Here is a 24,504-nt window from a genome sequence, read left to right on the forward strand (position 1 = left end):
GAATTTAATCATTAGCCAATTCGCTATTGATAATCGTTAAGATTTGCTGTGCTTTTTTTATGATTTTTATATACTCGATGTTTTGGTTTTGAGTGCCAACTGATTTTAATGTTAGTGCATTTAAATAATCATTATCTTTTATCAACAGAGACATGTCTAATGGAGATACTTCTGCATCTATATTCATGCTCTTTTTTGCTATCGCAGGATGTATTAATGTGGGAGTAATAATATGATGTTGATAAATTTGAATACTTTGTTCCATGTTTTTTTCAATTCTTTCATTGTTGGAATAATATCTAAAAATAAGATCTCGTAAGGTTTTATTTTTTATATAGCTACCTGAACTACTTGATTGTATTTGATTAATGGTTCCTTTTTCGGGAATAAAATAAGATTCACCGAATAATTTCAATGTCATATTAGCAAGTAACAGTTCATCTTGTTCTGTAAATACATTTTTTGAGGAAATGAGTGTTAAGATGGTATCAATATTATGTACTCTTTCATTATTATCTGCAACTTTTGCATTAAGCGTCTCAATATCAAAAGTGAAATCATTTTTCAGGTCTTGTAAATAAACAACCTCCTGACTATTTATCTTTCTACTTTCATTCCAATTATTAATCTGTAATGCAATGAGAATCCCAATAACGACAAGGACAATTTCGCCGATGGCGTATTTAAAGTACTTTCCTGTTTTGTTTTGTTCCATAAGGTTATATCTTATTTGGCGGAAGAATTTAATCATAGAGAATCATATATTACTTTAGTTGTAATTCTTTTCTAAGCTCTTTTAAAATTTCAAGTATATATCTTTCCATAGTTTGAGTATATAATCTGTTTAGTTCCAAGTTAAGTGCAGCCATATTCCTTATATGATAGGCAGAATTAGAGTCTTTTATAAAACCTTCTATATCTATCCCAAGATCATTTAAAACCTTAAGCTCGACATACTCCCCAAAATCCTCTTTCCATATTTCGTTCATGATTAAAGCAGAAAAGTAGTGGTGTAAATGATCATTATACTTAGTTCTTCTTGTTTCACCATCTCGGTATATAAAAGACTCAAAGCCTTCTACTCTTTTTATGTACCTGGCTATTTGTTCGGTAATGTTTTCATTCTGAATAATGCCGACATCACCTGTCGCTAACAACTCTTGATATGCATGGATATTCGGGTAAAAGCTTCCGCCACGGCCAGCTAAAAAAGCATCATTTACAAATACTGAACTATCTTGTATTGCAATTGTAGTATTAAAATGTTTAAGTAAGTTTTCAGCTTGTTTAGTTTTTTGGGAAGTGAGTCTAATACTCCAGTCTAAATTAGAACTATCGCGTTCTATTTCATTTAGTAAACGATTAAGGTATTTATGTTCTCTTACTCTTTCTTTTCTTTTTTCATTCCAATTGTTAATCTGCAATGCAATTAAAATCCCAATAACCACAAGCACAATTTCGCCAATAGCGTAGAGTAGATATTTTTTTGTTCTATTCTGGTTTATCATAGATTGGCGGATATGACGGAAGAATTTTATCATTAAATATTACATTTTTGTTGCAGCAATTTCTGCATAATGATTACTTCACTTTCAATTAAGTTCAATAACTCTAGGCGTCGTCTGTTATTTAGACCTATACTAAGAGCTACAGAATATAACCTTGGTTTAATATCCCCAGAGACAAATTGAGGAAGATCTTCACTAAGTTTCTGTCTAATTTCTTTTGTAAATATTTGATCCTTGTAAAATTCATCATTCGAATTGAATATGCCAATATCCATCCAATTTTTAAAACTAGTAATTTGTATAAAGTCAAGTTCTACATTCCTAAGAATGGTTTTACTATAACCGTCAGTTGTTTTAAAATAGGTGTTTAATGCTTCAATGATAGCCTTGTCTCTAATAAGACTAAGATTTCCACTAGACTTTATGTCTAGATAAGTGGCATCATTAGGTTGAAAAGTTTTTGAAGCTAAACGTATAGCATATCTTAAATTTTTTCCAAATTTAGTGGCATCACTTTGGTCTTGTTGAATGACTGAAATCATTTTGTTTGAATAGTCAATGCGTTCTTGTACTAGAGTTTTAAGTACATTTACTTGTTGTTGATCTTGGTTAAGGTTATCTAACAATAAACAATAGTAGTTTTTCTCTAAAGCGTTCGCTTTTCTCATTTCATTCCAGTTGTTGATCTGTAATGCAATCAAAATACCAATCACTACTAGGATGATTTCACCGATAGCGTATTTAAAATAGCGACCAGTTTTTCCTTTTTCCATGAGGTTATATCTTATTTGACGGAAGAATTTAATCATTGGTTTTCTTTTAGATATTGTTCAAGTAATTGAATAAGCTCATAATTTACTTTTAAAAATACTTGGCATTGAATTAAATAGACTAAACCATAAGATTTGAAAACATTAAATTTTGCAATAGTTTCTTTGTCTTTAATGACAAACAAATAGTCATTATAAATAGGTGCGGCAGGTAATTTGCGAATCAGCTCGTCATATTTTATTTGAAGCGGAACGCCATATTGTTCGCAAATACGATTATTCAATTCTATTGAATTGACCACATAATCATGTCTTTTTATATAGTCCCTTAATTTATTTTTAATGGGCTCATTAGAAATTAAATCGTAAGCAGTAGGATTATTATTGATAAGGTTTGACTGGAAAGCGAGCCTAAAGAAAAACGGGTCATCATTAACTTTTAAAACAGAAATAGAGTCTACCGATTCATTGTTGCTTAAACTTATAAAGTTATTGAAAAGAGTGTCCCTAATTTTCTGAAATGAAATTCTGGATTCAAAAAAAACTGAATCTGCTATGGCGTCAGTAAGTAATTGCTCTGCAAGTTTTATTTCTTGAAGTTTTACTTTTCTAGCTTCATTCCAATTGTTAATCTGTAATGCAATTAAAATACCTATGACCACGAGGATAATTTCACCGATGGCGTATTTAAAGTAGCGACCTGTCTTATTTTCACTCATAAGTTTATATCTTATTTTTCTAAAGAATTTAATCATTGGTTTTTAAATAAGTCTCAATAGCATTAATACTATTCTTTATCTCTAATTGCGCCTCTTTTAATCCCATTATTTGAATAACTCTATTGTACTCTACATTTCTAAGAATACCTTGAAACTTTCTGTCCGTAATAATCTCTTCAAGGATTTCTATATTCTTAGGTGTCTCAGTAGTGGGTCTGGTTATTGGAAAACCATAGTCAATTAAATAATCGCGTAATTTGTTTAGACTATATATAGATAGGTTTTCATAACTAGTATTATTACCAACTGAGGTAAAAATATTGTAATAGCTCGAAAGTGTTTTGGTTAATTTTTTGGGTAATATGTCGGTCTGGGTGTGTTGGGTTAGTTTACTATAACCAAATATTTTAGGCTTAAAGGCTAAAACACGGTGTGCTGCAGAAATTCTTTTTAGCAACGTATCAGCACTCATAGTGTTTCCTTTTAACTGGAGTTGACGTAAGTTTTCGTTAAATTTATAACTACTCAAAGTACTTTCCTCTACTTTTTTTAAATCATCTTCTAAGTCATATTTAATATCAACAAGAATTTTATCAAGTTCTATTTTTGTTACCCTTCTTTCATTCCAATTATTAACTTGTAACGCAATTAATATACCTATAACGACAAGTATAATTTCACCTATGGCATATTTAAAATATTTCTCTGTTTGGTTTTTCATAATTAGTGATTGGCGTATTTGGCGAAAGAATTTAATCATTGGTAACTATTTTTATTTCTTTAATTAATTCATCTCCAACCTTTATTAATTCTTCATAATAACCTAACATACCTGTCTGAATTGCACATCTTGTTACCGCAGATCTAAATGTTGCATCGTCAAAAGTTGCTTTGAGGTTGTTTTTTAGATTACCATCTAGTTCTTCATAGTTTAATCTATTTTGGGTCATATATAAACTAATAAACTCCGACATATCAAATTTTGCTGTCCACATCACTTCCATGTTTTCTACAAAGGTGAAGTAACTGATTTCTTCTTTTATTGTTTTATTGACTATTGTATTGTATGTGTCAATTAAGCCATCAACTCTAGTACCGTTAATTTTACCTAAATATGAGGAGTTTTTTAAAGCCTCATAACCACTTTGGTTTGGTGAAAAATAAAAATCTATAAAAACACTTGCTGCGTTCATATTTACAAATAAGTTATACTCATCATTTTGAAAATTGATCAATGCTTGTTGACAGGCTTTATTGGTTTCTTGTCTTCTTGCCTTTATATCTTTTAAATTCTTAATGTCTAATGCTACATTGTTGCTGATTTTAGCCAAATATTGGTTGAGTTCATTTTTTTCTCTCTTGGCGTCGTTCCAATTATTTATTTGCAATGCAATTAAAATCCCAATGACAACTAGGATAATCTCGCCAATAGCGTATTTAAAGTAGCGACCTGTCTTATTTTCACTCATAAGTTTATATCTTATTTTTCTAAAGAATTTAATCATTGGTCTAGGTATTTTTGTATGCGGTTAGACAAGACCGTATTTGAATCTTTATATGTTTTAAGGTTATAATAAACTAACTCGCTCTGATGTAGCAGGTCTACCAAGAAGTTTAATACTTGAGGCTCTTTGAGGAAAACTTTAAAATTAGTTTCATAAGGCTTATTGATATCTAAGCGAAAATTAGGAATAGATTTATAAGGGGTAAGCGTTTGAAGTTTATCTAAAGAATAAAATTGCGTTGCATTATTGAAGTTAAACGTGCTGGCTTTTTGTTGATAGATTTCTAAAGACCATTCTAAGAATTGTTTGGAATAGTAGGTTACAATTTCTTCTGTTAGGGTTTTGTCTTCAATCTTTTGCAGAAGTCCGCTGCCGTAAAGTGTTTGATAATTTATGTTGAATTTAGAAAATTTTCGAAACTCAAATGTATTTAGGAAATATTGACCTAATTCTTGATTATTATATAATTCTATTTCTTGATAATTTAGAAGAATTTTTTGTATACCGTCCGTAATGTCAGAGTAGTAATCCTGCAGAAATTCAATACGCTCAACTTCTAATTTTAAATCGGCCTTAAGGCCTATTAAAAGTTCTTCTGTTACTTTTTTATCACTCGCTATTTCTTTTTGAATATTTAATTGAAGTGCAATCAATATTCCGATTACCACGAGGATAATTTCGCCAATGGCGTACAGCGTATATTTTGAGAACTTACTGTCAGTAAGAAGACCTTTACGGATTTTACGAAAAAACGTGAGCATGGCTTACAATCACTTTGCAAGCAGGAAGAGGTATGTAGAGTTGGTTGGTGTTACATATTGGTGCTTAAATGTAAGAAAATGTTACAAATAACAGCACAAAAAAGCCAGCTTAAAAACTGACTTTCAAGTATATATTAATTTTCTATCCCTATTATTACACCCATTCACGAAAAATCCCGCTCTGGAGCGGGATTAATTCGATTAACCAGATGTTCTACAACTGCGTCTTGAAAACTATATATCATCGGAAAAGATCCCGCACTGAAAGCGTGATTAATTCGATTAGCCAGATGTTCTACGACTGCGTCTTGAACATCTGGAATCTCATTAATACGCATCATCATGCACTTTCGCCACTGCTCTACCTGAAGGATCATTCATGTTTTTAAATGCTTCATCCCACTCTAGTGCAATTTTGGTACTGCAAGCCACACTTGGTTCTTGAGGGACGCTTAATGCCGCTGCATCACTCGGAAAATGTCCTTCAAAAATAGTCCTGTAATAATATTCCTCCTTGTTTTGAGGGGTTTGTATCGGGAAACGAAAATGGGCATTTGCCATTTGCTCATCACTGACTTCTTCATTTACAATGTCCTTTAGCGTGTCAATCCAACTATAACCAACTCCATCGCTAAACTGCTCCTTTTGTCTCCAGGCCACTGATTCTGGCAACATATCTTCAAAAGCCTTACGCACCACCCATTTTTCCATACGCTCTCCATTAATCATTTTATCTTGTGGGTTAATTCGCATCGCCACATCCATAAATTCTTTATCTAAAAATGGCACACGCCCTTCAATACCCCAAGCCGCTAAACTCTTGTTTGCACGTAGGCAATCGTACATGTGTAACTTACTTAGTTTTCTAACAGTTTCTTCATGAAATTCTTTGGCATTAGGTGCTTTATGAAAATACAAATACCCGCCAAATAATTCGTCAGCACCTTCGCCAGAAAGCACCATTTTTATACCCATAGACTTAATAACTCTTGCCATTAAGTACATTGGTGTACTTGCTCTAATGGTTGTTATATCATAAGTTTCCAACTGGTAAATAACATCCTTTATCGCGTCTAGGCCTTCTTGTATGGTAAACTTTATTTCGTGATGTACCGTACCGATATGATCTGCTACTTTTTGAGCTGCAGCTAAATCTGGTGACCCTTCCAATCCTACTGAAAATGAATGTAATTGAGGCCACCATGCTTCTGCTTTGTCATCCGACTCAATTCGTCTTTGTGCGTATTTTTTTGCGATTGCTGAAGTTACAGAAGAGTCTAATCCACCAGATAACAAAACTCCATAAGGCACATCACTCATCAACTGTCTATGAACAGCATCCTCTAAAGCTTGGCGCACTTCGGCAATGCTTGTTTCATTTTCCTTTACAGCATCATATTCGGTCCAGTCGCGCTTGTACCATTGTACAAACTGTCCATCTTTACTAGACATGTAATGCCCTGGAGGGAACAACTCTATTTTGGTACAAACGCCTTCTAAAGCTTTCAATTCTGAAGCCACATAAAAGGTACCATGCTTATCCCAACCAATATACAATGGGATAATACCCATGTGATCTCTAGCAATAAAATACTCGTCTTTTTCAACATCATAGATGGCAAAACCAAAAATCCCGTTCATATCATCTACAAAATCATGACCTTTTTCTTGATACAAAGCCAAGATAACCTCGCAATCACTTTGTGTTTGAAATTTATAATCAGGGAATTGAGCACGCAGTTCTCTATGGTTATAGATTTCACCGTTTGCTGCTAAAATGAGCTTTTTGTCTTCACTAAATAACGGTTGCTTACCTGATGCTGGATCTACAATTGCCAAACGCTCATGAGCCATAATGACTTTACTATCAGAATAAATGCCACTCCAATCTGGCCCACGATGTCTTATTTTTTTTGACATTTCTAAAACCAGAGGTCTCAATTCATCAGATTTTTGCTTTATATCAAATGCACATACAATTCCGCACATAACTTTTATATTTTATTTTGAATTTAGGCTTCGACTTTGCTCTGCCTAACATTCAGTTATTATTAATTACGAAGCAAAAATGAGATTAAACTTTAAATTATAAAACATAACTAATATAATTAGTTTCATATTGAAATAATATTTATAAATTTTTATAATAAATGAAACTTTAAAATGCAAAATCATCTTAAAAAACTATCAATCTGTAAACTTTAGTATTTCTTTACCACTTTCAGGACAGCTTATGTATTAATTTTAGATTTCTAAAAACACTATTAGATATTATGAAAACTACACGATTATTTACAACTATTGCTTTTGCATTTATGATGCTATTATCGTTTAATGTAGAGGCGCAAGAATTTAGAGGCTTAGACAAAAGCCCTATGGATGCTGCGTCCTTAGGTAGAGGAAATGACCAAGTGATTAAAGTCTATTACAGCAGACCTCAACTTAACGGAAGAGACGTAAAGTCTTTGACACCGAACGGAAAAGTTTGGAGAACAGGCGCTAATGAAGCGACTGAGCTTATTTTGTACACAGATATGAAACTTGGTGGCAAAACGGTTAAAGCTGGCACCTACTCATTATTTACAATCCCTGGTGAAAAAACTTGGGAGGTTATTGTAAGCTCAGATAGAAACAACTGGGGTGCTTCCGGATACAAAAAAGACAACGTAGTTGCAAGTGCAACAGTACCCGTAAAAATGGCTGAAGATTCTTTAGAAGCTTTCTCTATGGCTTTCGAAAAAGTTGATGAGGGTGTACACATGCATATGGGTTGGGGCAAAATGAGAGTTGCCGTTCCTTTTACAAAATAGCTTAAATCAATCAATTAAACTGAAAAGTTCCGATAGTTTTAATAACTGTCGGAACTTTTTTATTTGTATCGATTTAGAAGCCTAACAGCTCTAAGATAAACTTTCTAAGGTTATGGAATATTCAAATATTTATGTGTTTGTAAGGACACTTTCCATTTGGGGTTAGCCATAACATAATCCACAATTTGCGGCATCATTTTATCACGTTTGCTCCACTCTGGTTGTAAGTATAAAATACAATTGTCATTAACTTTTGATGCTTGCTCTTCTGCGAATCTAAAATCGTCTTTATTATAGATGATACATTTAAGCTCATGAGCTTTGTCATATACTTCTTCTGTAGGGAGTTTATTCTTTTTGGGCGATAAACAAATCCAGTCCCATTGCCCTGTCAGTTTATAAGCGCCAGAAGTTTCAATGTGTGTGTTAACATCCTTTGCTTTTAATTGGTCTGTTAATGGGTTCATGTCCCACATTAACGGTTCGCCACCAGTGACTACAATAGTATCACTATACTTTACGGCATTTTCAACAATCTTTTCGGTCTCTGTTGGTGGATGCAATTCAGCTAGCCAGCTTTCTTTAACGTCACACCAATGACAACCTACATCGCAACCACCTATCCTAATAAAATAAGCTGCTGTTCCTTTATGATAGCCTTCACCTTGGATGGTATAAAACTCCTCCATCAATGGCAGTAAAAGTCCTTTATCAATTAATTCTTGTCGCTCTCTTCGTGTCATGGTCGGCAAAGATACACATATAGATTAAAAAGCATCTTATTTGCTTTAAATTCAATTATGTAGTATTTTCGCTACGGATTAATTAATTTATTGGCTATTACCCTATGAAAATTTTTATTGCCTTGGCAATATTGATTGCGTACCCTTTATGCGCAGTTAATGCCCAAGTTGGCATCGGCACAACTACTCCAGACAATTCTTCAGCCCTTCATATTGAATCAAATAACTCTGGCTTATTAATTCCAAAACTTACATCCGAGCAAAGAGACAATATCATAGATCCTGCAAATGGTTTGCTAATTTTTAATACGGACTCTGATGAATTTCAGTTTAATGCTGGAAATACAATTACACCAAATTGGCTAGCGTTTAGCTTAACACCAACGGCTACATCTTCACCTGGACAGTCAGTTAAATACAGTAATTCGGATATTACCACTAACATAAATCAGAATACTCCAATAAACCTTCCTGTGTGTGGTAATGAATTATGGAATGACAATACTTCATTGTACAGTGTTAATGCAGTTACAAATGAAATAACAATTAATGAGACTGGTAGATATAGAATTGTTGTAAATGCAGCATTTTCTGTTGCTTCTAATGGTCCTCAACGCGCCAATCCTGAAATGTATGTTGCTTTGGATGATATGCAAATTGGTGGTTTTGCCTCTACGGGGTATATGAGACGTAACTCTGGCCATAATGAATCCTCAGTGAATTTTACTGAGGTTATTGAAGTTACTGGAAATCAAGTATTAACTATAAAAGTGCAACGTGCTGGAAATAATGGTACTGTAAACTTGCGCAGTGCTGGTACTACCAATGTTTATATAGAAAAAATCCTGTAGCTACTTAGCTGCAATCACATCAATCTCAATACTCGCGCCACCTGCTAAACCTGCCGCTGCATAAGTCGTCCGTGCTGGTTTCTTAGTAAAATATTGCGTATAAACAGAATTGAATTTTGAAAAGTCTTCAATGTCCTTCAAAATTACGGTACATTTTACCACATTATCCAAGGACAATTGATGATGTTCTAAAACGGCCTTAATATTTTCTATCACCTGCTTTGTTTCAGCCTCAATACCACTAGAAACTAATTCTCCCGCTTTGTGATTCTTACCAATTTGACCTGTTAAGAATAACAAATCCCCAGTTTCAACAGCGTCACTAAATGGAACATTGGCGCGACTCGGCTCGTGGGATTTATGGAATGTTATTTCTGAGGGTCTTTCTTGACAAGATTGAGAAATTATTCCCACTAAAACCAAAGTAATTAAACAAAAATTCTTCATGACTATAGATTTTAAACTTGATTAAAATTACGCTATTTTTATGCAAATTTTGAAAGGCATGCAAAACCGAGAGACATTTTTCAAACATATTACCGAAGGCAACGCCTGCAAAGGAGATTATATCACTTTAGGATCGGCCATGTTAGATGGTGAAACCATCAAAGATGCCTACGTTAACATACCTCTTAAGACCATGAATCGCCATGGCCTAATTGCAGGTGCCACGGGAACAGGGAAAACAAAGTCTCTACAAGTAATTGCCGAAAATTTATCAGAAAAAGGAGTACCCGTTTTATTAATGGACATTAAAGGTGACCTTAGCGGTTTGGCTCAACCAAGCCCTGGACATCCCAAAATTGATGAACGTCATGAAAAAATCGGACTTCCATTTGACGCTAAAGCCTTTCCTGTTGAAATCATGTCACTTTCTGAACGAGATGGTGTACGACTAAGAGCTACAATCAGTGAATTTGGTCCTGTATTAATTTCGAGGATTTTAGACGTTACCGAAACACAAGCAGGTATAATTTCTGTAATTTTCAAATATTGTGATGACAACAAACTACCTCTTTTAGACCTTAAAGATTTCAAGAAAATTCTTCAATATGCCACTGATGAAGGTAAAGAAGAATTTCAAGAGGCTTATGGTAGAATTTCTACCGCTTCAACTGGAGCTATTCTCAGAAAGTTAGTAGAGCTTGAACAACAAGGAGGAGATGTGTTTTTTGGGGAAAAATCATTCGACACCCAAGATTTATTACGTGTTGATGACAATGGTCGTGGTTATATCAATATTATTCGCTTAACAGATATTCAAGATAAGCCAAAGCTGTTTTCAACTTTTATGCTGAGTTTATTGGCTGAAATCTATTCTACGTTTCCGGAGCAAGGCGATTCTGGTAGACCAGAATTAATCATGTTTATAGACGAAGCTCATTTAATTTTTGATGAAGCCTCAAAAGCATTATTGAGTCAGATTGAAAGTATCGTAAAACTCATCCGAAGTAAAGGTGTTGGTTTGTATTTTGTAACTCAAAATCCAACCGATGTCCCAGAAGCGGTGTTAAGTCAACTTGGTTTAAAAGTACAACATGCACTTAGAGCTTTTACAGCTAAAGATAGAAAGGCCATTAAGTTGACCGCTCAAAATTATCCAGATACTGAGTATTATGACACTACCGAAGTACTCACGTCTTTGGGGATTGGAGAAGCCTTGGTTTCTGCGTTAAACGAAAAAGGAAAGCCTACTCCTTTGGCAGCTACTATGATGCGTGCACCAATGAGTCGTATGGATATATTGACTGATAGTGAACTAGGCAATTTATTTTCAGAATCTAAATTAGTACGGAAGTACAATGAAGATATTGATCGTGAGAGTGCTTACGAACTATTGAATGAAAAAATTGAAAAGGCAGAAGCTGAAGAAGCCAAAGAGAAAGCCAGACAAGAAAAAGAAGCCTTAGAAAAAGCGGCTTCAAAACGAAAAACAACAACACGTCGCAGCACAAGTACGCGACAAAACCCATTGATTAAAGTATTGACAAGCCCTACTGTTATTCGCAGCGTGCTGGGCATATTAACAAAAATGATTAAATAAAACCCAAACCATTATAATGAAACTTAGATTAATAGCTGCCATCGGGATTCTTGCCCTAATATTTTCATGCAATTCTGACAAAAATCCAGATCCGTTCAAAATCCACAAACAAAATGTTGGACTACTTACCGATTCTACCAAAGTCAGAGAATTAAAAACGATTTTTGAAGGGGATTCTATTTATCGCTTTGAGGAGAGTGAAGGCTTTTCGAGCAATATCAATACCATTGAGGTTTTTGAGAAAAACGGTAATCCGTTGTTGGCACTAACACCAGCCACGGCAAAGGACTCTACCTCCACTATCACTTCGGTTCGGTTTATTGACCCAAGGTATATTACCGAAAAAGGCATTTCAAATATCAGCACTTTTAAGGATATTAAAGATGCCTATGATATTAAGAGCATTTCTAACTTAATCAATACTGTGCTTGTTAGTGTCAAGAAATCTAATATCACCTTTACAATCGATAAAAAAGAATTACCAGCAAGTGCACGGTTTGTGGATATGGAAATTGATCCGATTCAAATTCCTGATGATGCTAAAATCAAATATTTTTTCCTGCACTGGGATTAATACTCATACTAAAATAAATGAATCCATTTTTATCTAAATTACTAGTTGAAATTGCCCGCAAACGCATAGCAGCAAAGCAAAAGACCAAACAGGTGAGCAAAAAACAAATTGTTCCCTTGGTAAGGACACTGCACGTAGAATTGGTGCATGCTGTAAAGGAGTATGTTTTTATTATTATTGGTGTGTTCTCAGCAGGTTTTGGGTTAAAAGGTTTTTTACTTCCCAATAGATTTATTGATGGTGGTGCTACTGGGATTTCACTATTATTAGAAAATATAACCAACTTAAACTTGAGTTATTTTTTAATCCTGGTGAACTTACCATTTATCATTTTAGCATCAAGAATGTTCAGTTTAAAATTTGCCATTAAGAGTATCGTGGCAATTTCATTATTGGCCATTATTGTTCACTCTGTTGATTACCCAACAATTACGGACGACAAATTACTTATTGCAGTATTTGGAGGATTCTTTTTAGGGCTAGGAATTGGCCTGTCTATGAGAGGAGGCAGTGTTATTGATGGTACAGAAGTTTTGGCCATATATTTAAGTCGGAAATTAGCCATAACCGTGGGTGATGTATTGTTACTGATTAATATTTTAATATTCTCTTTTGGCGCTTATATTTTATCTGTTGAAATCGCTCTTTATGCAATTCTCACCTATTTGGCAGCGGCCAAAACTGTAGATTTTGTTGTGGATGGTGTTGAAGAATACGTTGGCGTTACCATTATTTCTGAACATCATGAAGCTATCAGGGTTATGATTATTGAAAAATTACAGCGAGCCTGTACGATTTATTCTGGTAAAGGTGGATATGGCACAAGTGGCAAAAGCTATGATAAAGACATTATTTATACGGTGGTAACTCGACTTGAATTGACAAAATTACAGACCGAAATTGACAAAATAGACAAACGTGCCTTCATTATTATGGGTATTGTTAAAGACTTAAAAGGAGGTATGATAAAAAAGAAACCCTTGAAATAAAAAGATATGGCAAAATACACCATACAAAACTCACCATTTCTAATCCCTACTGATGATGGCAAAATCATTAAAGAGCATTTTGGAAGAGCTACCGATGGAAATGGTAAAATAAGCATTGCACATATGATTGCTCCTGCTGGTTGGTCAGAACCATTTCAAACTCCAGAATTTGAAGAATACACATTCATTATTAAAGGAAAAAAGCAATTTATTATTGAAGACGAAACTATTGTACTCGAGGCTGGGCAATCTATAAAAATTGAAAAGGATACAAGGGTTCAGTATTCTAACCCGTTTACAGAACCTTGTGAATATTTAGCAATTTGCCTCCCTGCGTTTTCAATAGACACCGTAAACCGAGAAGAAGAATGACTAAAACTGTTGTAAAGACTATTGGTGGTGTTATTAACGCAACGAGTATATTGGCCCCAAAATATGCTGCAAAAAAAGCTGTTGACCTCTTTAGTTCGCCACGTAAAGGCCGTTATAATTCTGAACAAAACAAAGTCATTGCTTCTGCTTTTTTTGAAGAGGTTGAAGCTAATGGTCATTCCATTGCCACCTATCGTTGGCCTGGGAAAAACAAGACCGTACTTTTAGCTCACGGCTGGGAAAGCAATGCCTCTAGATGGCAGTATATTCTTGAAAAATTAAAAACAGAAGAGTATAATATTATTGCCTTGGATGCTCCTGCTCATGGCAAGTCCAACGGTAAACAATTTAATGCCATAAAGTATGCCGAATTTTTAAGCATTGTAATTAATAAATTTCAACCAGAAGCTGTTCTCGGACATTCCGTTGGTGGCATGGCCACAGTATTTTGCTTGCATCACAATGACCTGCCTTCAGTTAAAAAAGTGGTTCTCTTAGGCTCGCCAGCTCATTTTACTGGTGTTTTTAAACGCTACAAAATAATGATGGGCTATAATAAAAAAGTGGCCAATGGGCTAGACCGTTATGTATTAAACAAGTTAGGGAAACCTGTAGACTATTTTTCGGCAGCAAATTTTACTTCTGAATTTGATATAGAAGGGTTAATCATTCATGATAAGAACGATAAAATCATTCCTTACGAGGACGGGCAATTATTTGCCTCAAAGTTTAAAAATTCTGAATTCATAAGTACTACTGGGTTTGGTCACGGACTAAAAGATGAGTCGTTGACCCCAAAAATTATTGAGTTTATCAATAACTAAAGATTAGCTTACCTTTGCAGCATGTCTGAAAACCTTACCCGTTTAAACAAATACCTCAGTGAAGTTGGCTATTGCTCGCGTCGCGAAGCCGATCGGCTTATTGATGCAGGTCGTGTAACCGTCAATGGTACCATCCCTGAGTTGGGTTTAAAAGTAACCCCAGAAGATGACATTGCGGTTGATGGAAAAGCCATTAAGGATCGTAAGCAAGACTTTGTGTACTTGGCATTTAATAAGCCTGTAGGCATTGTTTGCACAACAGATACACGGGTGGAGAAAGACAATATCATTGACTATATCAATTACCCAAAACGCATTTTCCCCATTGGCCGCTTAGACAAACCCAGTGAAGGTCTTATTTTTTTAACCGACGATGGAGATATCGTTAATAAAATACTCAGAGCTAGTAACCATCACGAGAAGGAATATATTGTTACTGTTGACAAGCCGATTTCACAAACGTTTATATCCCGGATGTCGGGCGGTATTCCTTTAGAAGAATTAGGAAAAACAACACGTCCTTGCGTCGTTGAGAAACTAGATTCTAAAACCTTCAAAATTATTCTTACCCAAGGTTTAAATAGGCAAATACGCCGTATGTGCGAATATTTAAATTACGAAGTACTGACACTACAACGTGTTCGGATTATGAATATTTCTCTTGATGTGCCTGTTGGCGAATACAGGGAATTTACAGATGAAGAGCTAAAAACACTCAATACTATGCTAAAGGATTCTACGAAAACATTTCAGTCCAGGTCAAATTCTAGAAGACCTCGTAAAAGTTAAAGTTTTGGGCTTTCACATTGCCTTAACAGTGATGGGTTGAATTTATAAATATCTTGAAGCAACTAATTCAATCATTATGAAATCTTCATTACTCCTCCTTTCATGTCTTCTCTGTTTTTCATTTGGGTATTCCCAATATGAAAATGAACCTTCAAAAGAATTTCCATTCGGCAAAGTCCACCCAGATGCTCCACAGCAACTCAAAGATTTTCAGTCTCTTATCGGAAAAAGCAAATGCAAATCGAGCTCAAGAAAACAAGACGGCTCCTGGGCTGAAGCTATCGATATGCAATGGACATTTAAGTACATTATGAATGGAAAAGCTGTGCAGGATGAAACTTTAAAGGCCGACGGAGCACATTCGGGTAGCATAAGACAATTTAATGCAGACAGTAGTAAGTGGTATGTACACTATTACTCTTCTAGCGGTATTCCTAAAACTCTACCCTCATGGGAAGGCGCAAAAACTGAAGACGGAAAAATAATTTTATATCGTGACCAAAAAGCACCAAACGGGACTGAAGGCTTTTATAGGTTGACGTTTTATGACATCTCCAAAACTGGGTACAAATGGATTGGAGAATGGGTAGATAAGACCGAAAAAGTTGTGTATCCCACATGGAAAATTGACTGTGAAAAATAACTGATACGCTGTTTTTCTTAACTATTTTGACACTCACTTCTTCTTTGTAAATGATTAATAACTAATTTTAGCTGTATTAAACAGTACTTATTATGATAAAGATTTTAGCCATAATCATGACAATTGGAGGAGCCATTGCACTTATTCTAGGTGTTTTAGGGATATTTGGAAATAATATGGTAAGCCTTAGTCCATGGGCATTAACCATTTTAGGAGGTGTGTTTTTTATTTCTGGTGTTTCCATGTTAAAATACAGAAAAGATAAGCCCGTCCAATCTAATGGAGATAATACATCAGATTAAATGAGTAATACATTAAGACCTTTTCATTTAGCAATACCCGTTCATAATCTTGCTGATTGTAGAGCATTTTACACAGACACCTTAGAGTTAGCGGAAGGTCGAAGTAGTGACCATTGGGTAGATTATAACTTTTTTGGGCATCAATTGGTCATACATTACAAGGCTAAATCTGAAGATGAAGCTCATACAAACGCTGTTGATGGAAAAGACGTTCCAGTACCACACTTTGGGGTTGTATTAGATTGGAGCGATTTTCATGAATTTGCCGGAGTATTAAAACAAAAAAAGGTGGCGTTTATTATCGAGCCTTATATACGATTTGAAGGTGAAGTTGGTGAACAAGCCACTATGTTTTTTAAAGACCCATCTGGTAATGCGTTAGAATTTAAAGCTTTTAAGGATATTGATCAGCTTTTTGCTAAATAGATAGGTTTATTTATATCTCCAACTGGTTAAATCAGCATCTTTAGGTGCAGATTCCAGAATTCGTTTCATAACCTTTGGCACGTACATACTGTTGTATCGTAATCTTGAAATATGGTTTGGATTGTCTTGGTCGCCATTCCAACAATGTTCTGCCCTATCACCATAATCCACTTCGCCATCGTAATATGGGTCGGTTGTACTTTCTAGGAAGTCCTCCATCTTATAAACCGCATTATTGAGATAATAGTTATCCATATCACCACAATAAATATGAATCTTTCCTTTGAGTTTTTTACCAAGTTTATGCCAATCGCGTTCAAGAATATGTTTTAAATCGTAATTTTCTTTCCAATACTCAGCAACGGAGTGGTCTATATCACCAGAATATTTGTCCCAAAGTCTTACAGGGTAACCATCATCGGCTTGTGGAGAATACGTGGCTTCCCAAATATCATATTGTCCACCAGAACGCGATTTGGCTCCTAAAACCAACTCTAGATGATTGCCTTCTCTTACCGTTGAACTTATGTTTCCTAAGTAATCTCTATGACCTGGTATCTCAATCGTTTTATGCTCACTTTTAGCATAGTAAGCATTGTCATCATTATAAATATCTGTTAACATATACGAGCTAAAATCAATAGGGTCTGGGCACGCTGCAAAACACCCATTATACTCATCAGGATATTTAACTTGTACTGCCAATGCTTCCCAGCCACCTGTAGAGCCCCCATACAAAAACCGAGACCAGCCTTCTCCTTGTCCTCTAAATAGTTTTTCGATATGCGGAATTAATTCATACGTCAGTGCATCACCATAAGGCCCTTGACTTGCAGAATTTACAGCATAGGAATCATCGTAATAAGGTGTTGGATGCTGAATTTCTATGATTAAAAACCTTGGAAAGTCAGGCTCGTTCCAACGTTTATAAAAATCATACGCTTCTTGTTGTTGTATGATATTATAGCCTTCAACATCAAAACGATCAGAATATACTGGTTCTATATTTGGGTCTGGTGGTGTGGTTCTAAATCCGCCAAAATCTGATGGAAAATGTCCGTGAAAAATCATCAACGGATATTTTGCTTCAGGATGTTCATCAAAGCCTTTGGGCAGCAAAACATGAGCCCCTAAATACATATCTCTGCCCCAAAACTCAGACAACAATTCAGATTTCATTTTAATGTGTTTAATCCACTTAGTGTCCTCTGGCTCTACGATTGGAGGTATAATATTATTTAATGTCACTGTAAAGTTTTCAACCCCATTTTCATTTATGGTTACTTTAAATGGTTTACTGTAAAGATTACCTGGTGAGGTCTTCCATTGTTGTCCTTCTCCATTATCCATAGGTAATTTTACAGTTTGACCTGTAGATAAATTAAACGTTTCATAAGTATGCAATAAAGCCTGCACATAGTAGTCACCAGGCTTTATTTGAGATAAACTCTCATAAGGAAATCCAAAAACACTATCATTAAATACAGCTATTTCACCAACTTTAAAATCTTCAACATCAATACCGAAAATTGGTTGGGCATTTAAGCCTTCAGATACTTGAAAGCGGGGTTCTTTTTCATCATTATCAGCAAAAATCAATAATAATCGTCCGTCTAAAGGTTCTGTTTGCAAAGAATCTGAAATAGTAACACTGACTTTGGTTGTTGAAGTTTTTAATGAGTCGCTGGAATTGCAATTGACAAATAGCAACATCGAAAAAACTGAAATAAAGATAATTGGCTTCATGATTGGATTGATTATTTCCAAAAAGATAGTCATATTCCTGAAATCAAAAAACTAAAGGTTTTAATTTTTAGCTCTAAATACATAAAACACCCCATAAATCAGAAGAAAATAGGGCAAAACAATAAGCTCTAACTCTAATATATAATAGGGCCAATCGTGAAAAAAATCAAGAGCCGAAGCTGACTCTGGTTTTTTTGATAAATATGAGTAATTGGCATTCAGCAACCAATTTAAGAGCAAAACGACGATAGCATAAATTTGAAGCGCCAAAAACGCTTTAAAAACACTCTTGAATGTTGGCCGCATTCTAAAAACAAATGTGGCATAAAAAATAACCAAGAGCAATCCCAAATGTACAGTCCAGTAGCGGAAATAGTCAAAAGAAGGAAACCCTTCTGGTATATCTGGTGTGATAACTCCCTGAGTTGTACCGGCAATAATTATAAATAAGAGTACTTCGTACATCCAAAATTTTCTATAAAATGAGAAAACAGGAATAATCAATGCTAAAAAACTACACAAGAATAAGGGGAGGTCCGTGCTAAAGTTATAATTACCTGAAAGAATTTTCCAGATATGATAGCTAATCACCATTAAAGAAACCAAGCAGCCAATACCTTTAAATACTAGATATTGCTGTTGCTTATCTAAATATTTTTTTGAATATGGGATTAATAGGAACGCTAAAACAGCTACCAAAACTATTGGTGCTAAATGTTGAATACTGCCTATTGTAACTCGTTCACTAATTACAATAGACTTAAACAGAAACATCTAGTTTTCTTAATTATTTCTGTGTTGCTCACGTGCCAACAAGGTGTTCTTAAGAAGCATTGCAATAGTCATTGGACCAACACCTCCTGGAACTGGTGTGATATAACTGGCTTTTTCACTAACCTTTTCATAATCAACATCTCCAGTGATATAATAACCTTTATCTGAGTCATCAGGTACTCTGGTAATACCAACGTCGATAATCACGGCATCATCCTTAACCATTTCTGCTTTCAAAAACTTTGGAATACCCAGTGCGGAAATGATAATATCTGCTTGCGACGTAATTTGTGTGATATTCTTAGTATGGCTATGCGTTAAGGTCACAGTAGAATTTCCTGGGAATCCTTTTCGCCCCATTAAAATACTCATTGGGCGACCTACAATATGAGACCTTCCTATAACCACAGTGTGTTTCCCTTTTGTTTCTACACCATACCGATCAAGTAACTCTAATATACCAAACGGTGTTGCAGGAATAAATGTTGACATATCTAATGCCATTTTTCCAAAATTTGTAGGATGAAATCCATCTACATCCTTATCTGGATGAACAGCCATTAATACTTTACGTGTATTGATTTGAGGAGGAAGGGGCAATTGAATGATAAATCCATCGATATCATCATTAGTGTTCAATTCCTCAATTTTATCTAGTAATTCTATTTCACTAGTCGTATTTGATAAACGCACCATAGTGGACTCAAAACCGACACGTTCGCAAGCTCTTACTTTGCTACCAACATAGGTTAAACTAGCCCCATCATTACCTACAATTACTGCAGCCAAATGCGGTACTTTTTCGCCATTGGCTTTCATTTGTTTTACCTCTTCGGCAATTTCATTTTTGATGTCATTACTGACTTTTCTTCCGTCTAATATGGTCATGTTGTTTCTTTTATCTCGCAGAGGCGCAAAGAGCGCAAAGCATTATATTATATACTGTTTATTTAGTTATTTCAAACTTTCCCCTCTGGGGAAATGTCGTAAGACAATGGGGCTCTACCCTACTTCATCCCATTCATCATCTGCATCATACGCTTACCGCCTCCGCCTTGCATCATCTTCATCATTTTACTCATCTGTGAAAACTGCTTCAATAATTGATTCACTTCTTGTACAGATGTCCCTGATCCTTTTCCTATACGTTTTTTTCGACTTGAATTTATAATTGAAGGATTAGAACGCTCTTCAGGTGTCATAGAATGAATCATTGCTTCGATACCTTTAAAAGCATCATCGTCAATATCAATATCCTTCATCATTTTGCCAGCACCTGGTATCATTCCGATGAGATCCTTCATGTTACCCATTTTCTTGATCTGCTGAATCTGTTTTAAGAAATCATCAAATCCAAATTGGTTTTTAGCAATCTTCTTCTGAATTTTTCGTGCTTCCTCTTCATCATACTGTTCTTGTGCCCGTTCAACAAGAGACACCACATCTCCCATTCCCAAAATTCGATCCGCCATACGTGATGGGTGAAACACGTCAATAGCTTCCATCTTCTCACCAGTACCAATAAATTTAATTGGTTTATTGACTACGGATTTAATAGAAATGGCTGCACCACCACGAGTATCACCATCTAATTTGGTAAGTATAACACCATCAAAATTTAGAATGTCATTGAAGGCTTTTGCCGTATTCACTGCATCTTGACCTGTCATAGAATCTACCACAAACAAGGTCTCTTGTGGTTCAATGGCTTTATGAATATTGGAAATTTCGGTCATCATGGCCTCATCAACTGCCAAACGACCAGCGGTATCAATGATCACAACATTAAATCCATTTTCCTTTGCATAGGCAATACCTGCTTTTGAAATAGCAACGGGATCATTATTTCCTCTATCACTAAATACCTCAACACCTATTTGATCACCAACAACATGCAACTGGTCAATCGCCGCAGGACGATACACATCACAAGCTACTAAAAGCGGTTTTTTTGTTTTTTTATTCTTTAGAAAGTTAGCTAGTTTACCTGAAAATGTCGTCTTACCAGAACCTTGAAGACCAGACATTAAAATAACACTTGGATTGCCAGAAAGATCAATGCCCTCGGCTTCTCCACCCATTAACTCTGTCAATTCATCCTTAACAATTTTAACCATTAATTGGCCTGGTTGTAAGGTGGTCAATACATTTTGACCTAGGGCTTTTTCCTTAACTGTATTAGTAAATTCCTTAGCTATTTTAAAGTTAACATCGGCATCTAAAAGCGCACGTCTCACCTCTTTTAAAGTTTCAGCAACATTTACTTCCGAAATACTGCCATGACCTTTTAAAACATGTAACGCTTTATCTAACTTATCACTTAAATTATTGAACATAATCTTACTTCTTATTTAACAGGTTGCAAATTTAAGAATTTACAGTCTATAAATGAAGTCGTTCCAAATAAATTAAAAGCAAAAAGGACTGCTCATTATGAGCAGTCCTTTCCTCAAAAGACTAAAATTTATAGCGGTATTCTAAAACTTTAGCCGCAAACGCGATCTAGGGTTATTTGATCCTCACCGCGGTGCAGTATCAATTGTTCAGCGGTACATTCAACAACTGTCCAAATTCCACCTATGGCTTGCAGATTTGGCACTGCAATGTTCTCAAAAGTAATATCCACTCCATTGTCGCCTGTGAACGTCATCCATGAGCCAACAGATGTTTCATTAGTATTGAGATTCGTAATAACAAGTTCTTGCTCTAAATTGAAATCTAGTTCGTAGATGGACAAATCGTCACTTCCATTATAAGATGTTATCTTCCACGGACATTCCTTTAAAATGTTATCTACATCTTCTTCTGTACATGCTGTGTTGTCACAACTTTCAACAGATAAACCAACATCATACAACATAAAGTTTCCATTTGGTTTTTCGATTCTTAGGATAACGAATCCATTTTGTTGTATATAAGCTTCAGGATTTGAAATCGCATTAGTATCATTTTCAGCATCCGCAACCGTCTCATGGAAAGACCAGTTAAATTCAGCTTCACACTGTGCATTTTCGATAATACTTGTTAAGTCGAATTTAGCGACTCCATCACCAGCTACACCATCAGAATCATCACATGCTTCTAATACAGTACCTTCAAAACACTCGAATGGGTTTTGTGGCTCGAAACATTCTTGTTCTAGGTGAAGTACATTATCACCATTGACTAAGCTTATAAAATCTTCTGCACATTGTATTACAACCCAGAGTCCAGTTAGGTTTTGGTATGGCTCCGTTAAGGATAACTCTAATTTACGCTCCATTCCAACAACTACAACAGCCCAAGTTCCGATATTTACAAAAGCATTAGTGTTATCATCGTAGTATAATACAGTATTATCATTAGTGAACTTAAACTTATTTGTTTGCTCACCTTCTATTAAATTAGAACCTGCAAACCAGTAACATTCTCTAAGTCTTTGTACAATATCTTGCGCTGAACAGTTGATATCAGTTTCACAATTGCGCTCAAGGACTACATTAAAATCTCCTCTTACGAGTTTAAATCTATCTTCTCTACATTCTGTAATAAGGTATTCTCCACCTATATCACCTTGGAATGCACTCAGTTCAAAAATCTTTAATATCGTTCCGTTATCTGTATTGGTTACTGACCACATACCTGTGACTACAGTATTGATATTTGGGCTTTCTATTGTAAGTGTACCTTCTGCTTCAAAAGTAATTTCAAAATCATCAAAGTCGTTGAATTCATCATCGATAATCCAACTACATTCTTTAAGGTAGGCTCTAATATCGTCAACCGTACAAGGAATATAATTGTCATCTTCACATTCTTCAGCTGCTGCTTGGATAACCTCTGCTAATTCTTGATTGCTATCAACCGTTACAGTTTCACCATTGGCATATTCTAAGGACACAGGAAAATTAAGGCTTACAATTAATGTATCATTTTCGTCTTCTAATCGCTCTAAGAAATCATATAACTCTTCATCGCTTTCTATTAGAATAGTGTCAATTAAAACAAATTGAGTATTGAATACAGAAAAGCTAATAGGGTACACAAAATCGATACACTCTATGGTATCGTCATCATTAAAGCACTGCTCCAAAAGTGCATCTAACTGATCTTGATTTTCAATAACAAGCTCATTGTAATCACTATAAATAATAGTAATTGGGAACACAAACTCTGGAACATCGACTTCAAGGTCTTCTAATAAATCTTCCAGTTCATCTAGATCGTCTTGTGTTGTAATAGTTATCGTAATATCACTGACAACAATAGTCACAGGAAGTTCAACAGAAAAGCAATCGGAATTATCCAATACATTATCGCTAGATACTGAATTGGCCGATGTGCTTCTCATAAAGTTAGCTAAGGTAGAATTGGCTTGAATTGTTTCGGTCTCATCTGGACCAATAAATTCGGTTTCTTCGTTCTGACAAGAGAACACGGTCATCAGGGCAAAAAAGGTGACCAATAGGCAATTTTTGATTTGGGATTTCATAATTTAATAGTTTATCGGTTTTGTTATAAAACAGATGAACTTAAAAAACTCCTACCTCCTATTCTATTTTTTTTAATCCAAAAGAATTCCTTGACGCTCTGCGTCGGGGTTTCCATTGAAATTGTCATTCCCGTGAAAACGGGAATCAAAATAACAGAATTTCGTTTTTTACCCCAAGATTAAAATGAAACAAGTGAAATGTCTTTATGGCTCTGTTTGGAGGATAGTTCGTTTCAAGAAATTCTTTTATTTTTACTCGTATCAATAAACAACCATGCCCAAACCTTTACACGAAACAATTTGCGAGAAAACGGTGTTTGAAATGCTTTTTAAAAAGTATTCTAAAGACCTTCATAATTTTCTGTACTACAAGTTTGGTGAGCGCTTAAACCCTAAAGATAAGGTACAGGACGCCTTTATAAAACTATGGGAGAATTGCGCCAAGGTAAGCTCAGACAAGGCCAAAAGTTTTTTGTTTACCACCGCAAATAATTTAATGCTTAATGAAGCGGCACATCAAAAGGTTGTTTTAAAACATCAAAAATTACCTCAAAAGTCAGAGACTAAAGAAACACCGCATTATAAACTTGAAGAAAAAGAATACGGCGAAAAGATTGAACGTGCCTTGAGCAAACTTACCGAAGCACAGCGTGTGGCATTTTTAATGAATCGTGTTGAGGGAAAACGTTTTAAGGAAATTGCTGCTTTGTTAGATATTTCTACAAAAGCGGTTGAAAAACGAATTTATGGAGCGTTGAAGGTTTTGAGAAAAGATATAAAGGGGTTGTGAAGTGAGAAGTGAGAAGTGAGAAGTGAGAAGTGAGAAGTGAGAAGTGAGAAGTGAGAAGTGAGAAGTGAGAAGTGAGAAGTGAGAAGTGAGAAG

Annotated in this window: 27 protein-coding genes; 12 read left to right on the forward strand and 15 right to left on the reverse strand. The window is 35.2% G+C overall.

Translation table 11 applies throughout. The annotated features are described in order from the left end of the window. Window positions 1-4 precede the first annotated feature (4 nt). From ACFEMA_RS11775 to asnB, 8 genes are all read right to left on the reverse strand, one after another. On the reverse strand, window positions 5-751 hold the full coding sequence (locus tag ACFEMA_RS11775; RefSeq protein ID WP_411768401.1) for a DUF6090 family protein: 747 nt from the start codon (window positions 749-751) through the stop codon (window positions 5-7). A 13-nt stretch (window positions 752-764) separates the two neighbouring features. Continuing rightward, complete coding sequence (locus tag ACFEMA_RS11780) at window positions 765-1,541, reverse strand: DUF6090 family protein (protein ID WP_411768402.1); 777 nt, start codon at window positions 1,539-1,541, stop codon at window positions 765-767. Next, window positions 1,541-2,317 carry a DUF6090 family protein gene (locus tag ACFEMA_RS11785; protein WP_411768403.1) on the reverse strand — a complete coding sequence of 259 codons (777 nt, stop codon included), beginning with the start codon at window positions 2,315-2,317 and terminating at the stop codon, window positions 1,541-1,543. The genes ACFEMA_RS11780 and ACFEMA_RS11785 overlap by 1 nt, the downstream gene beginning before the upstream one ends. Next, window positions 2,314-3,033 (reverse strand): DUF6090 family protein, encoded by a 720-nt coding sequence (locus ACFEMA_RS11790; RefSeq protein ID WP_411768404.1) that lies wholly within the window; start codon window positions 3,031-3,033, stop codon window positions 2,314-2,316. The genes ACFEMA_RS11785 and ACFEMA_RS11790 overlap by 4 nt, the downstream gene beginning before the upstream one ends. Next, entirely contained in the window at window positions 3,026-3,757 is a 732-nt protein-coding gene (locus ACFEMA_RS11795) for a DUF6090 family protein (protein WP_411768405.1), read from the reverse strand. The genes ACFEMA_RS11790 and ACFEMA_RS11795 overlap by 8 nt, the downstream gene beginning before the upstream one ends. Beyond that, the gene (locus ACFEMA_RS11800) at window positions 3,750-4,502 is read right to left on the reverse strand and encodes a DUF6090 family protein (protein WP_411768406.1); all 753 of its coding nucleotides are present in this window, start codon (window positions 4,500-4,502) and stop codon (window positions 3,750-3,752) included. Before ACFEMA_RS11800 ends, ACFEMA_RS11795 begins: the two co-directional genes overlap by 8 nt. Next, entirely contained in the window at window positions 4,499-5,263 is a 765-nt protein-coding gene (locus tag ACFEMA_RS11805; protein WP_411768407.1) for a hypothetical protein, read from the reverse strand. Before ACFEMA_RS11805 ends, ACFEMA_RS11800 begins: the two co-directional genes overlap by 4 nt. A gap of 327 nt (window positions 5,264-5,590) precedes the next feature. Then, complete coding sequence (gene asnB / locus ACFEMA_RS11810; RefSeq protein WP_411768408.1) at window positions 5,591-7,252, reverse strand: asparagine synthase B; 1,662 nt, start codon at window positions 7,250-7,252, stop codon at window positions 5,591-5,593. 284 nt (window positions 7,253-7,536) lie between these two features. Here asnB and ACFEMA_RS11815 point away from each other — a divergent pair, with 284 nt between their 5' ends. Continuing rightward, complete coding sequence (locus ACFEMA_RS11815; RefSeq protein WP_411768409.1) at window positions 7,537-8,073, forward strand: DUF2911 domain-containing protein; 537 nt, start codon at window positions 7,537-7,539, stop codon at window positions 8,071-8,073. Between the two features lie 110 nt (window positions 8,074-8,183). Here the strand turns inward: ACFEMA_RS11815 and ACFEMA_RS11820 are convergent, their stop codons facing one another. After that, entirely contained in the window at window positions 8,184-8,816 is a 633-nt protein-coding gene (locus ACFEMA_RS11820; RefSeq protein WP_411768410.1) for a 7-carboxy-7-deazaguanine synthase QueE, read from the reverse strand. A gap of 104 nt (window positions 8,817-8,920) precedes the next feature. Between ACFEMA_RS11820 and ACFEMA_RS11825 the strand changes: the two genes are divergently transcribed. Then, the gene (locus tag ACFEMA_RS11825) at window positions 8,921-9,667 is read left to right on the forward strand and encodes a hypothetical protein (protein ID WP_411768411.1); all 747 of its coding nucleotides are present in this window, start codon (window positions 8,921-8,923) and stop codon (window positions 9,665-9,667) included. Here the strand turns inward: ACFEMA_RS11825 and ACFEMA_RS11830 are convergent, their stop codons facing one another. Then, on the reverse strand, window positions 9,668-10,114 hold the full coding sequence (locus ACFEMA_RS11830) for a Rid family detoxifying hydrolase (protein WP_411768412.1): 447 nt from the start codon (window positions 10,112-10,114) through the stop codon (window positions 9,668-9,670). 58 nt (window positions 10,115-10,172) lie between these two features. On the opposite strand from ACFEMA_RS11830, the gene ACFEMA_RS11835 reads away from it, so the two are divergent. From ACFEMA_RS11835 to ACFEMA_RS11875, 9 genes are all read left to right on the forward strand, one after another. Beyond that, window positions 10,173-11,711 carry a helicase HerA-like domain-containing protein gene (locus ACFEMA_RS11835; RefSeq protein ID WP_411768413.1) on the forward strand — a complete coding sequence of 513 codons (1,539 nt, stop codon included), beginning with the start codon at window positions 10,173-10,175 and terminating at the stop codon, window positions 11,709-11,711. A 16-nt stretch (window positions 11,712-11,727) separates the two neighbouring features. Then, on the forward strand, window positions 11,728-12,285 hold the full coding sequence (locus tag ACFEMA_RS11840; protein WP_411768414.1) for a hypothetical protein: 558 nt from the start codon (window positions 11,728-11,730) through the stop codon (window positions 12,283-12,285). A gap of 17 nt (window positions 12,286-12,302) precedes the next feature. Next, a complete protein-coding gene (locus tag ACFEMA_RS11845) occupies window positions 12,303-13,274 on the forward strand; it encodes a YitT family protein (protein WP_411768415.1) in 972 nt (323 codons plus the stop codon). Window positions 13,275-13,280: 6 nt separating this feature from the next. Continuing rightward, entirely contained in the window at window positions 13,281-13,646 is a 366-nt protein-coding gene (locus tag ACFEMA_RS11850; protein WP_411768416.1) for a cupin domain-containing protein, read from the forward strand. Continuing rightward, the gene (locus ACFEMA_RS11855) at window positions 13,643-14,470 is read left to right on the forward strand and encodes an alpha/beta fold hydrolase (RefSeq protein WP_411768417.1); all 828 of its coding nucleotides are present in this window, start codon (window positions 13,643-13,645) and stop codon (window positions 14,468-14,470) included. Before ACFEMA_RS11850 ends, ACFEMA_RS11855 begins: the two co-directional genes overlap by 4 nt. Window positions 14,471-14,491: 21 nt before the next feature. After that, window positions 14,492-15,259, forward strand: a complete 768-nt coding sequence (gene rluF, locus ACFEMA_RS11860; RefSeq protein ID WP_411768418.1) for a 23S rRNA pseudouridine(2604) synthase RluF — start codon at window positions 14,492-14,494, stop codon at window positions 15,257-15,259. A gap of 76 nt (window positions 15,260-15,335) precedes the next feature. Continuing rightward, window positions 15,336-15,902 carry a hypothetical protein gene (locus ACFEMA_RS11865; protein WP_411768419.1) on the forward strand — a complete coding sequence of 189 codons (567 nt, stop codon included), beginning with the start codon at window positions 15,336-15,338 and terminating at the stop codon, window positions 15,900-15,902. Between the two features lie 92 nt (window positions 15,903-15,994). Beyond that, window positions 15,995-16,204, forward strand: coding sequence for a hypothetical protein (locus tag ACFEMA_RS11870; RefSeq protein ID WP_411768420.1), 210 nt, complete (start codon window positions 15,995-15,997; stop codon window positions 16,202-16,204). After that, on the forward strand, window positions 16,205-16,630 hold the full coding sequence (locus tag ACFEMA_RS11875; protein WP_411768421.1) for a VOC family protein: 426 nt from the start codon (window positions 16,205-16,207) through the stop codon (window positions 16,628-16,630). It begins immediately after the preceding gene. Between the two features lie 6 nt (window positions 16,631-16,636). Here the strand turns inward: ACFEMA_RS11875 and ACFEMA_RS11880 are convergent, their stop codons facing one another. The 5 genes from ACFEMA_RS11880 to ACFEMA_RS11900 all read right to left on the reverse strand — a co-directional run bounded on the left by ACFEMA_RS11880 (window position 16,637) and on the right by ACFEMA_RS11900 (window position 23,621). Further along, complete coding sequence (locus ACFEMA_RS11880) at window positions 16,637-18,376, reverse strand: alpha/beta hydrolase-fold protein (protein WP_411768422.1); 1,740 nt, start codon at window positions 18,374-18,376, stop codon at window positions 16,637-16,639. A 60-nt stretch (window positions 18,377-18,436) separates the two neighbouring features. Beyond that, window positions 18,437-19,150 (reverse strand): TIGR02206 family membrane protein, encoded by a 714-nt coding sequence (locus tag ACFEMA_RS11885; RefSeq protein ID WP_411768423.1) that lies wholly within the window; start codon window positions 19,148-19,150, stop codon window positions 18,437-18,439. Window positions 19,151-19,159: 9 nt separating this feature from the next. Then, the gene (locus ACFEMA_RS11890; protein ID WP_411768424.1) at window positions 19,160-20,038 is read right to left on the reverse strand and encodes a bifunctional 5,10-methylenetetrahydrofolate dehydrogenase/5,10-methenyltetrahydrofolate cyclohydrolase; all 879 of its coding nucleotides are present in this window, start codon (window positions 20,036-20,038) and stop codon (window positions 19,160-19,162) included. 119 nt (window positions 20,039-20,157) lie between these two features. Continuing rightward, entirely contained in the window at window positions 20,158-21,486 is a 1,329-nt protein-coding gene (ffh, locus tag ACFEMA_RS11895) for a signal recognition particle protein (RefSeq protein WP_411768425.1), read from the reverse strand. A 149-nt stretch (window positions 21,487-21,635) separates the two neighbouring features. Beyond that, window positions 21,636-23,621, reverse strand: a complete 1,986-nt coding sequence (locus ACFEMA_RS11900; RefSeq protein ID WP_411768426.1) for a hypothetical protein — start codon at window positions 23,619-23,621, stop codon at window positions 21,636-21,638. Window positions 23,622-23,895: 274 nt separating this feature from the next. Between ACFEMA_RS11900 and ACFEMA_RS11905 the strand changes: the two genes are divergently transcribed. Next, complete coding sequence (locus ACFEMA_RS11905; RefSeq protein WP_411768427.1) at window positions 23,896-24,411, forward strand: RNA polymerase sigma factor; 516 nt, start codon at window positions 23,896-23,898, stop codon at window positions 24,409-24,411. The last annotated feature ends 93 nt before the right edge of the window (window positions 24,412-24,504 follow it).

The organism is Winogradskyella sp. A3E31, assembly GCF_046720935.1.
GTDB lineage: Bacteria > Bacteroidota > Bacteroidia > Flavobacteriales > Flavobacteriaceae > Winogradskyella.